General features: G+C 64.3%; 8 protein-coding genes. 4 read left to right on the top strand and 4 right to left on the bottom strand.

Translation table 11 applies throughout. The annotated features are described in order from the left end of the window. Positions 1-3: 3 nt before the first annotated feature. Positions 4-318 (bottom strand): thiosulfate oxidation carrier complex protein SoxZ, encoded by a 315-nt coding sequence (soxZ, locus tag C4900_RS08850; RefSeq protein WP_168185633.1) that lies wholly within the window; start codon positions 316-318, stop codon positions 4-6. Positions 319-328: 10 nt separating this feature from the next. Next, on the bottom strand, positions 329-808 hold the full coding sequence (locus tag C4900_RS08845) for a thiosulfate oxidation carrier protein SoxY (RefSeq protein ID WP_114282331.1): 480 nt from the start codon (positions 806-808) through the stop codon (positions 329-331). Positions 809-1,450: 642 nt separating this feature from the next. Between C4900_RS08845 and C4900_RS08840 the strand changes: the two genes are divergently transcribed. The 4 genes from C4900_RS08840 to C4900_RS08825 are packed head-to-tail and all read left to right on the top strand — an operon-like array spanning position 1,451 to position 10,273. After that, positions 1,451-2,899: an efflux transporter outer membrane subunit gene (locus C4900_RS08840; protein ID WP_114282967.1), complete on the top strand. Its 1,449-nt coding sequence runs from the start codon at positions 1,451-1,453 to the stop codon at positions 2,897-2,899. A gap of 1 nt (position 2,900) precedes the next feature. Next, positions 2,901-4,088 carry an efflux RND transporter periplasmic adaptor subunit gene (locus C4900_RS08835; RefSeq protein ID WP_065971421.1) on the top strand — a complete coding sequence of 396 codons (1,188 nt, stop codon included), beginning with the start codon at positions 2,901-2,903 and terminating at the stop codon, positions 4,086-4,088. Beyond that, positions 4,085-7,168, top strand: a complete 3,084-nt coding sequence (locus tag C4900_RS08830; protein ID WP_114282966.1) for an efflux RND transporter permease subunit — start codon at positions 4,085-4,087, stop codon at positions 7,166-7,168. Before C4900_RS08835 ends, C4900_RS08830 begins: the two co-directional genes overlap by 4 nt. A 3-nt stretch (positions 7,169-7,171) precedes the next feature. Next, positions 7,172-10,273 carry an efflux RND transporter permease subunit gene (locus tag C4900_RS08825; protein WP_065971423.1) on the top strand — a complete coding sequence of 1,034 codons (3,102 nt, stop codon included), beginning with the start codon at positions 7,172-7,174 and terminating at the stop codon, positions 10,271-10,273. Between the two features lie 503 nt (positions 10,274-10,776). Here the strand turns inward: C4900_RS08825 and C4900_RS08820 are convergent. Together C4900_RS08820 and C4900_RS08815 are read right to left on the bottom strand one after the other, a co-directional pair. After that, positions 10,777-11,379: a hypothetical protein gene (locus tag C4900_RS08820; RefSeq protein WP_065971424.1), complete on the bottom strand. Its 603-nt coding sequence runs from the start codon at positions 11,377-11,379 to the stop codon at positions 10,777-10,779. After that, complete coding sequence (locus C4900_RS08815; protein ID WP_065971425.1) at positions 11,379-11,852, bottom strand: RNA pyrophosphohydrolase; 474 nt, start codon at positions 11,850-11,852, stop codon at positions 11,379-11,381. Before C4900_RS08815 ends, C4900_RS08820 begins: the two co-directional genes overlap by 1 nt. Positions 11,853-11,902 lie beyond the last annotated feature (50 nt).

The raw sequence follows: 11,902 nt of genomic DNA, 5'->3' as shown, positions 1-11,902 counted from the left end.
AGCCTAACTCACATGGGTCTGCGCGTGCCCGGTCATGCCCTCGTTATCGATCCAGTCGACGGTGACGAGATCGCCCTTCTTCGCATGGGTGAGCTTCACGGCGATGAGCGGGTCCTTGGAGATGGCGATGCTCATGTCGGTGATGACCGCGGGCTTGTGGTTGACAGCGACAGTCAGGGTTTTGATGAAATGGGCCGGGATGATCTTGTGGGTGACCTTGCTGCGCACAAGGCCGGTATCCATGGGATGGTTGACTAGCACCAGGACCTCGGTGATGCCATGCATGGTGCGCGTCTTCATCTTGGTGGCGATATGCATAAATCCTCCGTTAGCCTCCACAGCCGCCGATTGTGACCTTGACCTTGCGGGCCACGGTATGGACCTTGTCTTTGGTCGCCACATAGGCATGGACCATCGAGGTCTTGCCCATCTTGATACGGACATTGAAAAAGCCCAGGGCCTCGGGGGTCAGGTGCACGATCGTGACCAGCGGGAAGGGGTTCTTGTCGACTGTCAAGACGAGCTTTTCGGGGTGTGGCACATGGCTTTCGAGGACCATTGGCACCACCGCCCCGTTTTCGGCCTCGAGCGGCGCATGCAGGTGCAGGCCGCCCTGCACGATCGGCCGGTGGCCAAAAAGCTCATGCAAGAGCACCGGGATCTTCTTTTCATGAAAGACCGCCTGCGGCCAGACCGGCCAGGTACGGGCCAGGGCCTCGACCGGGCGCAGCAGGCCGGCACCGGCCGCCACCGCCAGGGCCGAACCCGAGAACGCCTGCTTCAAGAAGGTTCTGCGTGGAAGGTTCACTGAGTTTGTCTCCGCTTGCTCAAAAGGACGTGTGAGAGGGCTATTCCTCCCCCGGGGGAAGGGACGCGGGCCATCTGTAAATTATTCCGCCGGGTCATCCACATCCCCGGGATACCCAGGATACCCGGGCGTGGCCGCGTGGAGAGACGTTTACGATGCCGACAATCGCCCTCGGCCTCTCCCTTCCTGTCCGATGATGGCCATCCCATGAAGTCATGGAGACAATCGCTTATCGTGACACCTGCCAGGATTGCCCCCTAAGCGACCCGTCCACCGCCCCCGCCTCGCCCCATCCAGACCTTTGCCGTGGCTGACGGCATCACTTGCGCGTGCGCGCCCGTATCGGTCACCGCGAGGCGCCCGCGCGGGCCTTGCGTCGGCCCGTCACGCGGACTGTATGCCGAAACTCCTGGAAGAGGCGGGATGGCTCACGCAAGAGCGGCGCGTGCCCCCGGCCTACCCGGCGCAGTCGAGCGCCAAGGGCATAACGGATAACGATTCCTCACGAAAATAGGGCTTAGCAAAAGGCGCCACACCCTGTAAAGTGACGTCCTGGTGAAGACATCTCGGATCAAGGGGCCATGCCCTCGCAACGCCATCATCGGGACATGGCCGTCGTTATGCCCTTCGCAATATACTAAGATGGCCATCCGCATGATTCATGGCGGGCTCAGGGCCTCGTGGCCAATATCGTTCCTGACACTCGGACTGCTGCTCTCAGGCTGCGCCGTGGGGCCACGCTTCCATGCGCCGCAGTCGGCGATGCCGACACGCTTTACAAGCGCCCCGCAGGATGCCAAACCACGGTGGCCCAGCAAGACCTGGTGGCGCGGCTTCCATTCCCCACCGCTCGATCGCTTCATAGAAGCAGCGGAGCACCACAACTTCAATATCCGCATAGCCGCCGCCCAGCTCGAGGCCGCCAATGCGCAGGTCGAGATCGCAGGGGCACCGCTTTTGCCGAGCGTGAGCGCAAGCGGCAATGCCCAATGGCAGCGCGCGCCCCACACCAGGATCGCATCCCTCGGCACGCGTAACCCGAGCCCCTTCTATGGTGCCTCGGTGCAAGCCTCTTATCTCGTCGACCTGTGGGGCGAAAATCGCGATGCCCTACGCGCGGCGCTGGCGGATGCCGCGGCCTCGCGCTTCAATCGCGACACAGTGGCCTTGACTGAGGTCACCGCGGTCGCCACTACCTGGTTTCAGATTCTCGCTGATCGCGCGGCGCTCACTATAGGGCTGCGCAATCTCGGTGCCGCCGACCGCCTATTGAAACAGCTCCAGGCCGAGTTCGCGGCCGGTACGGTCGATGCCGTCACGGTCGCCCAGCAGGCCGCACTCGTGGCCTCCGAGCGCGCCAACATCCCCGTCCTGCGTTCGCAGCTGCGGCAGGAGACCCTTGGGCTTGGCATCCTGGTCGGTAAGCCCCCCGAGCAGCTTGCCATACCCCGCGAACACATCGGCGCGCTGCGGGTGCCTCCGGTCATGCCGGGACTGCCCTCGCGTCTCCTGAGCCGGCGTCCCGACGTGGCACAGGCCGAGGCCACGCTCATAGCCGCCAACGCCAACGTCCGGGCGGCGATCGCAAGCTTCTTTCCATCCATTACGCTGACCGGATCGGCGGCCACGAGCAGCGCGGCGCTCGACACCCTGCTCTCGCCCGGATCGCTGCTGCTAAATGCCGCCACATCGATCAGCCAGCCGCTCTTCGAGGGGGGCCGTCTGATGGGTAATCTCGCGGTATCGCGCGCCATCTACCGCGAAGACGTGGCGACCTATGAACAGACCGTGGTGCATGCCTTCACCGATGTCGAGCAATCACTCACCGCGCTGCACTACGCCACCATCCAGGAACGACGCCAGGCGCAGGCCGTGCATGAGGCGCACCGTGCCCTGGCAGCGGTACGCGCGCAGCTGCAGGCCGGCATCGTCGATGTCAGCGCGGTACTCACTGCCGAGGAGACGCTGCTCGGTGACGAAAACGCCTATACCCAGGCGCAACTGACACGCCTGGACGCCGCCATCCACCTCTATCAAGCCCTGGGCGGAGGCTGGCGCCTGCGCCGCCCCGCCCACCCGGTAGGAAACTGACATGTCCCGCGGTAAACGCCTAAGTCTTGTGCTGGTAATCGCACTGGGTGCCCTCGTTATCGTGCGCCTCGTCGATCAACCCAAAAAACACCACCCCGCGCCGCCCCCGATTCCGGTACGCGTCGCGCGCGCCGAATACGCCAATATCCCGATCACCCTGCACGCCCTCGGGCTGGTCCAGGCCTACCGCACGGTGACCGTGACACCGATGATCACAGGTCCCATGACCGCCGTCGATTTCCGCCAAGGAAGCGTCGTGCAGCGCGGCGCGCTGTTGGCGCGCATCGACCCGCGTCCCTATCAGGCGGCGCTTGCTCAGGCGCTCGCCAAGCGCGCCCAGGACCGGGCGCTGCTGGCGGTGGCACGCGACACCCTGAAGCGCTACCAACTGCTCATTGCTCATCACTACATCTCCGCCGAGATCGTCGCAGAGCAAAAAGCCACGGTCGCCGAGGACCGTGCGATCGTGGCGCAAGACGATGCGCTGGTGACCACCGCACGCACCAACCTCAGTTACACGCGTATCACCGCGCCGATCACCGGACGCACCGGCATCCTTGCGGTCAATGCCGGCAATATCGTAAGCCCCAATACCCCGGGCGGCATCGTCACCATCACCACCATTCAGCCGATCTATGTGCTATTTAGTCTCCCCCAACAAAATCTGCCCGAGGTCAGGCGCGCCCTGCATGCGCACGCCCTGAACGTGACCGCATACGCGCGCCAGGGCGGACGGCGTGCAGTACTGGCACACGGCGTATTGACAGTCCTCGACAATGTCATCAATCAATCGACTGGCACCTTGACCTTAAAGGCGCGCTTCAAGAACCCCGCCCTGGCCCTGTGGCCCGGGGCCTTTGTCACGGTCCGACTGAAGGTCCGCACCGAGCGCCATGCCCTTGTCGTTCCCTCGGTGGCAGTGCGCCAAGGTCCCGAAGGCCCCTTCGTGTACGCCGTGCACACCCATACCCCTAAGCCACCCGCGACTAGGCCTACCAAATCCGCTGACAAGGCGGTGCTGCAGGTCACAGACATACCGGTACGTCTGGGTTTTGCGGATCAACGCCTGACGGTCATTCGCTCCGGGCTGCGTGCGGGCATGCGTGTCGTGGTGCTCGGCGGTTCCCGTCTGCATCCCGGGGCACGCATTCGCATCCTGCCCAAACGGCACACGACGAGCCACGCGTGAACATCTCGCGACCGTTTATCACGCGTCCGATCGCGACTACGCTTCTCGCAGTCGCGCTACTGCTTGCCGGCATCCTCGGATACCGCGCCCTGCCGATCGCGTCCCTGCCATCCGTGGCCTTTCCCACGATCCTGGTCACAACCCGCCTGCCGGGCGCTAACGCCGACACCGTGTCGCGTCTCATCACAGCGCCCCTCCAGCATCAATTCGGGGACATCGCCGGGTTGGCCGACATGAGTTCCGTAAGCTCCTACGGTACCAGCGCCATCACCCTGCGATTCACGCTCCATGAGTCGCTCACCACTGCCGCCCAGGCCGTACAGGCGGCGATCGACGCCGCCGCCGCCACCTTGCCGCCGAATATCCCCTACCCGCCGGTCTACTCGGAGATCAACCCCGCGGACAGTCCGATCCTGGTACTCGCGCTCACCTCACGCACCGTACCCCTGTATGCGCTCGCCAATATCGCCAACACGCTCATCACGCCACGCTTGAGCGAGGTCTCGGGCGTCGGGCGCGTGCGTGTCCAGGGGGGCATGAAAAGGGCGGTGCGTATCCGTGTCGATCCGATGCGGCTCGCGGCCTATGGCCTGTCGCTCGAGACCGTGCGCACGGCCATCGCGGCCGCCAATCAAAACGGCCCCAAAGGGGGCTTCGAAGGGCGCCGTCAGGCGTTCGCGGTGGGTGCAACCGATCAGGTGCGCACGATTCGCGGCTTTCGTCACATCGTCATTGCCTCAGTCGGTGGCGCGCCGGTCACCATAGACGATGTGGGCTCGGTCGCGCCCGGCCTCGAGAATCCCGCGGTCGCCACGACCTTCAACGGGACACCCGCGGTGCTTTTGTCGATAGAGCGAGAACCGGGCGCCAACATCGTGCACACCGTGGCGCGTGTCAAGGCGACACTTAAGGGTCTGTCCAAGACCCTGCCGACTGCCACCAAACTTGCCATCGTCGCCAATCGGACGACGACCATCAAGGCCTCGGTCGCCGACGTTGAACTGACCCTCCTTACCGCCATCGCACTGGTGGTGCTGGTCATTTTCGTATTTTTGCCCACATGGCGTGCCGCCCTGATACCCGCGGTCGCCCTGCCGCTGTCTTTGGTGGGCACCTTTGCCGTCATGCACGCCCTCGACTTCAGCCTCGACAATCTCTCGCTCATGGCGCTCACGGTGGCCTCCGGGTTCGTAGTCGATGACGCCATCGTCATGATCGAGAATATCGTGCGCTTTCTCGAAACCGGGAGCCGCCCGCTGACGGCGGCCCTCGAGGGGGCCCGTCAGATCGGCTTTACGATCGTATCCCTGACCATCTCGCTCATTGCCGTCTTCATCCCGCTATTGTTCATGCCAGGCCTCCTGGGCCGCCTGTTTCGCGAATTCTCGATGACGCTCGCGGTTGCGGTTACGATGTCGGCCGTGATATCCCTCACCCTGACCCCCATGATGTGCGCGCAACTCCTGCAACCGACCACGGTGCGACGATCGGCGCTGGCCGGCGCCATCGACCGTCTCTGGCTTGCACTGCGCGCGCGCTACCGGTCTGCACTCGTTTCCGTGCTCCGCCACCGAACACTCGTATTGGCGATCTTTGGCGCGACACTGGCCGGCACCCTGGCACTCTTTCTGGCCATCCCCAAGGGTCTGCTGCCCACGCAGGACACGAGCGAAATCGCCATTGCGACGCGTGCCCGCGGAAACATCTCACTTGCGGCCTTCGCCACCCTGCAGGCCAAGGCCGTGGCCCAGATCCGTCGCAACCCGGCGGTCGCAGGCGTCACGTCCTACATCGGCACCGGACTCACCAACCCGACACCGAACAGTGGCCATCTGACCGTCATCCTAAAGCCCATCGGCGCGCGCCCCGCCCTGCGGATAGTGGAGGCGGCCTTACGTCGCACCCTGTACACAATCCCGGGGCTGCGCGTGAACATGCGCGCGGTCCAGGACATCACCCTCTCCTCACGCCCATCGCCCACCGACTACCAGTACACCCTCACCGATACCGACAGGGCCGCCCTCGAACGGTTTTCCGGGGCGCTGGTGCATGCCCTGCGGCGCGACCCGAAACTGCGCGATATGGCGATCAGCGGCGACAACGTCGCCCCCGAGACCTACGTACGGTTCATGAGGGCGCGCGCCGCGACCCTCGGCGTCACCATGCAAACCGTCGCCAACATCCTCTACGATGCCTATGGACAGCGCCAGGTCTCCACTATCTACACCCAGAACGATCAGTATCGCGTGGTGCTGGGTGTCGCCCGGCACTTTCGCCAAAGTCCGGCGGCGCTCGGATCCCTGTACCTGCCCGGAACCGGCAATGCCGAAATCCCGCTCGACGAGGTCGCGCGTATCAGTCGCCGCCGTGCACCCCTTGCCATCGAACAGGACAACCAGATCCCGGCGGTGACCATTGGCTTCAACCTCGCACCTCATGTCGCACTCGAGTCCGCGGAACGTTCGATCGCGCGTGCCGAACGGCAGCTGCATGAACCGGTCACCGTGGCCGGCCACTACTCCGGGGCGGCGGCGCGCTTTCACACCGCACTGGCGCGCGAGCCCTGGCTCATCGTAGCGACCCTCATCGTGATCTATATCGTGCTGGGTATCCTCTACGAAAGCGCCGTCCATCCACTGACCATACTGTCGACTCTGCCCTCGGCCGGTATCGGGGCGCTCGCCGCGCTGTTTCTCACCCACACCGAGTTCACCATCGTCGCCCTCGTGGGCATCGTTCTGCTCATGGGTATCGTCAAGAAAAACGGCATCATGATGGTGGACTTCGCAATCGAGGCGCAGCGTCGCGGCGCCTCCCCCGAAGACGCCATAATCGAGGCCTCGGTGCTCCGCTTCCGGCCGATCGTTATGACCACACTCGCCGCGCTCTTGGGGGCCGTGCCCCTGGTTCTCGAGGGCGGCGCCGGCTCCGAGCTACGCGGCCCGCTTGGCATTACCATCATAGGCGGCCTGCTTTTGAGCCAATTCCTGACGCTCTTTACGACGCCCGTGATCTACCTTGCCCTAGACCGCCTGCGCAGGCCCGGTTGGCTCAGGGCCACACCCGCGCTCGGCGATTAGCGCATGAACCTCTCCGCGCCCTTCATCAAGCGGCCGATCGGCACGACTCTCATCGCCCTGGGTATCCTGGTCGCGGGGATCTTCAGTGATCGACTGCTGCCTGTGGCCGCGGTCCCGAATATCCCGCTACCGGCATTCGTGGTCCTGGCGCACGAGCCGGGAGCCAGTCCGCAGACCATGGCAAGCACCGTGGCCGCCCCCCTGGAACGACAGCTGGGGAAGATCCCCGGGCTCTACCAGATCATGTCGTTCAGCTCACTTGGCGCAAGCAATGTCGTCTTGTTGTTCTCGCGCGTCGGGGGTGCAGCCCGGGACGCGGCCGCCATCCAGGCGGGTATCAATGCGGCGTTGCCGGATCTCCCGGCGAATCTGCCGACCCGCCCCTACTACAAAGAATTCAATCCCGCCTCGCGGCCGATCCTGACAATGGCCTTGACCTCACGTACGCAGCGCCCGGGAACCGTTTATGACGCCGCCGACACCACCCTCGCCGAGCGCCTAGCGCAGGTACCAGGGGTTGCACTCGTGCAGATCAATGGCGCGCAATCCCCGGCCGTACGCATCAATATTCACCCGCGGGCGCTCGCCCATGCCGGGCTCACGGCCGAAGACGTCTACACCGCGATACGCGCCGCCAATCTGTTGAGTCCGCTCGGGGAATTCCGCGGGCCTAAAAACAATTCCGTGATCGCAACCGACGGCCAATTGCATACCGCCCGGCAATATCGCCGCATCGTCCTCAAGGCCAATGGCTCGGGACTCGTACGCCTGGGCGCCGTAGCCTCGGTCGTCACCGGTGTCACCAACACCCATCTGGCCGCCTGGGACGGTGCGAAGCCGGCGGTGCTTGTGACCATCACCAAGACCCCCGAGGCCAACGTCATCGCAACCGTTGACGCCATCAAAAAACGACTCCCCGATATCCGCCGGGCGCTCCCGGCTGACGTACACTTGCGGGTATTGACCGACCGGACCACGACGATACGCGCCAGCATTCGCGATATCGAGATTACGCTGCTCATCACCGTGGCGCTCGTACTCGTGGTGGTGTGGGCGTTCATGAAACGCGCGGCACCGACGATCGCCGCGGGCGTGACCGTGCCCCTATCAATCGCCGGCACCCTCGCGGCCATGTGGGCACTCGGATTTTCCTTGGACAATTTCTCGCTCATGGCGCTCACGATATCGGTGGGCTTTGTCGTCGACGACGCCATCGTCATGATCGAGAACATCATGACCTACCACGAATCCGGTCTCTCGCCCATGGAGGCAGCGCTGCGCGGGTCGCGCCAGATCGGATTCACCGTCATATCCATCACTCTGTCACTGGTCGCGGTGTTTATTCCGCTCACCCTCATGCCGGGCATCGTGGGGGAACTGTTTCATGAGTTCGCCATGACCCTGACGCTGGCCATCGTCATATCGGCGCTCGTATCGCTGACCGTAACCCCCATGATCTGCGCTCATTTTCTGCGTCCCGACGTTGCAGCTCCCCGCCCAGGCTCCCTAGCGGCGCGCCTCGCGCGATGGTATGAGCACATCGTCGGCGCCTATGAACGCTCGCTCGACTGGTCGCTGCACCATCGTCGACTCATGCTGGTCTTGACCGTGGCCACGGTCGTGGTGACGGTCATGCTCTATGCGCACATCCCGAAGGGTTTTCTGCCCGAGGAGGACACCGGGCTTGTCATCGGCAATACCGTAGCGGGGTCCGATGTCTCGTTTGCGCGCATGAAGACCTTGCAACGCCGGGTGGTCGCGGTAATCCTCAAAGATCCGGATGTAGCCACCGTAAGCTCGAGCATCGGCGTCGTCAACGGCTTTACGCCACCCAATCGCGGCAAGATTTTTATCGGGCTAAAACCACGCGATGATCGGCGGCTGTCAGCGCGCGCCATTCTCGCGCATCTGCGCCCACAGCTTGCACGTATCGCCGGCATTCATACCTACCTGTTTGTCGCGCAGGACATCTTCGTGGGGGGTCAGGCGACTAACGGTCAATACGATTTCACGGTACTCGATCCCTCGCTTCGGTCCCTGGAGGAGGTCACAAGCCGGATCGACCGACGCATCGCCAAACTCCCCGGCATCCGCGCCGCGTCCTCGAACCAGGACAAGCCGCAACCAGAGATCACCGTGGCGATCGACCGCAAGCGCGCCGCACGCCTGGGAGTATCCATCGCCGCCATCGACGCGGCCTTGAATGACGCCTACGCACAACGCCAGATTGCGCGTATCTATAACGCCGAAAACCAATATCAGGTGGTCCTCACGGTACCCCATGCCCTGAGCCAGTCCCCTACCCGCCTCGATCATCTCTATGTCGCCGGTCGCGCCGGTCCGGTCCTGCTCACCGCCGTCGCGCACTTCGTGCGTACCTCCGTGCCCTTGTCCGTGCGCCACTATGACGGGTTGCCGGCGGCGACGGTGAGCTTCAATCTCGCCCGCGGGGCAGTCCTTGGTTCTGTCATCCGCGAGGTCCAAAAGACCATCGCCGGCATGCCTTTGCCTCCCGGAGTGCGCACGCGTTTCGGGGGGAATGCCCGCTTCTTTCTGCGATCGATAGCCGCCGAGCCGCTGCTGATCCTGGCGGCGCTGGCTACGATCTATATCGTGCTCGGCGTGCTCTACGAAAGCTTCTCTCAGCCCCTCACGATCCTCTCTACGCTCCCGTCTGCGGGTGTCGGCGCCCTGCTTGCGCTCGCGCTTACGGGCCTGCCGCTCTCGGTCATCGCCATCATCGGCATCTTTCTGCTCATGGGCATCGTCAAGAAAAACGGCATCATGCTGGTCGACTTCGCGCTCGAGGCCGAGCGCACGCAGGGCTTAAGTCGCGAGGAGGCGATACGCGCCGCGTGCCTCAAGCGCTTTCGGCCGATCCTCATGACGACCCTCGCAGCGCTCCTGGGCGCCGTGCCGCTTGCACTCGCCTTCGGCACCGGACACCACCTGCGCCAACCGATCGGCATCACCGTCATCGGCGGCCTCATCGTCTCGCAGGCCCTGACCCTCTATACGACACCCATCGTATATCTTACCCTGGGTCGGTGGTCGCGCCGCCGCGTGGCACCATCCGGTGAGATCCGGCCTTCCCTCCCCCCTTGACCAGTCGTGGCGCATATCCCGTTCTCTGCGGGCGTTAGCCGCACCTTCCTCCCCTTCCCTGAATCGCTGACCCGCTGATTCGCGGAGCGCAGCGGGCGTACCGACGCCCTGCCGCGCGCCGGGGACCATTCTCGTGGCGATCCCTACCATCAGCCGGTGCATCAGGCCTATTCTGGCCACCGCTACGGCCATTTTGCCCGGGCGCGGAGCGCCCTTGTCCGTACGCGCGCAAGACCCCGGCCATGCGGTCCCCCATGGCCGCACCGAGGAAAGGTCGGAATGATCATCGGCCGGGCCTGGCGCTGCCCATTGCCGGCCGCGCACGATGGGCGGTATGGGCCCATGGCGGGCAGGGCCGGGGGGACCATCACCTGAGCCGCCATGCGGTTACTGCGGGGCACGGCGACCGCGTCTGGCCGGTAAGACACACTACCCGGCCCCCGCATCAGCGACTACCCGCCAGACGGGAGGCCGCTTGCCGATGCCTTGCGGGTCGCCATGGACTATGTCAAGAGTTGGTCGATGTGGGTCCGCAAGGCATCGGCGGCGCCAGGCCCGAGGCGCGTACGGCCCGGTACAAAGCTGTCCGTAAAAAGATAGTCGAAGACCTGACCGCCGAGCCCTACCGTCCCTATGAGGCGGCTTTCGTAGGAATAGTCGTCGGGGCGCGGGATCAATTCCGGCCATCCCGAATCGCCGAGCGTCAGGGCCGGCCCAACAAACAAGGCCCCTGGCAGGTTTTTCAGGCGCAGACCGCAGGTCCCACGGGTACGACCGGGGAGCGGCACGAAGTCGATGGTACGCGTCAGCTTGTGCTGTCCACCGACCCGGAGGTCGGCATCGGCCACGCCCTCCTCTTCGGAGGACACGAGCACGCGCACGCCCGCTGCCCGCCACGCGCCCAGATCGCGGGCCCCAAAGCGACTCGGCAGGAACAGATAGCGGGGCCCGGCATGCCGGCAAAGCCCCTCGTAGGTCGCGCGACTAAATGGTGGGGCATTGATAAGCACCCCGCCCGCGGCTTGGTCCACCAGGTAATACACTGCCGGCGGCCCGTCCAAGACGAGCCACACTTCGCGGTCCGGCCATGCGAGCAACCGGTCCATCAGCGCTTGAGCAAAGGGGCGAGCTCGGTCAATGCGCTCTCATACACCTTGCGCTTGAAGGCCACGATGGCATCGATCGGGCTCCAGTACTCTACCCAGCGCCAGGCATCGAACTCCGGGGACGCGGACCGATCGAGCCTGACATCGGCTTCGCTGCCCGTAAACCGCAGCAGAAACCACACCTGTTTCTGCCCGCGGAACCGCCGTGGCCCGCTGGGACGCTGATAGGCCCGCGGCAGATCGTAGTGCAACCAGCCGCGCGTACGCCCGCGGATCTCGACCTGCGCGCTCCCTAGCCCCACCTCCTCGTAGAGCTCGCGAAACAAGGCCTCCTCGACGCTCTCTTTGCGCTGTATGCCCCCCTGAGGGAACTGCCAACCATCACAGCGGCAGCGGCGCGCCCAAAACACCTGATCCTCAGCATTGGTCAGAATGATGCCGACGTTGGGACGATATCCGTCGCGATCTATCATATACAACAAGATGTTAGCTAGTTAGAATGGACCTATTTTCACAGAATCCG

The organism is Acidiferrobacter thiooxydans, assembly GCF_003333315.1.
GTDB lineage: Bacteria > Pseudomonadota > Gammaproteobacteria > Acidiferrobacterales > Acidiferrobacteraceae > Acidiferrobacter > Acidiferrobacter thiooxydans.
The sequence above is the reverse complement of the archived record's forward strand: the minus strand, read 5'-3'. Positions and strand labels throughout refer to the sequence as shown.

Bases quoted from the DNA above. Each gene is read 5' to 3' on its own strand.
- C4900_RS08820 (WP_065971424.1), bottom strand. From the start codon at position 11,379: ATGGACCGGTTGCTCGCATGGCCGGACCGCGAAGTGTGGCTCGTCTTG.
- C4900_RS08815 (WP_065971425.1), bottom strand. From the start codon at position 11,852: ATGATAGATCGCGACGGATATCGTCCCAACGTCGGCATCATTCTGACC.
- C4900_RS08825 (WP_065971423.1), top strand. From the start codon at position 7,172: ATGAACCTCTCCGCGCCCTTCATCAAGCGGCCGATCGGCACGACTCTC.
- C4900_RS08835 (WP_065971421.1), top strand. From the start codon at position 2,901: ATGTCCCGCGGTAAACGCCTAAGTCTTGTGCTGGTAATCGCACTGGGT.
- C4900_RS08840 (WP_114282967.1), top strand. From the start codon at position 1,451: ATGGCCATCCGCATGATTCATGGCGGGCTCAGGGCCTCGTGGCCAATA.
- soxZ (WP_168185633.1), bottom strand. From the start codon at position 318: ATGCATATCGCCACCAAGATGAAGACGCGCACCATGCATGGCATCACC.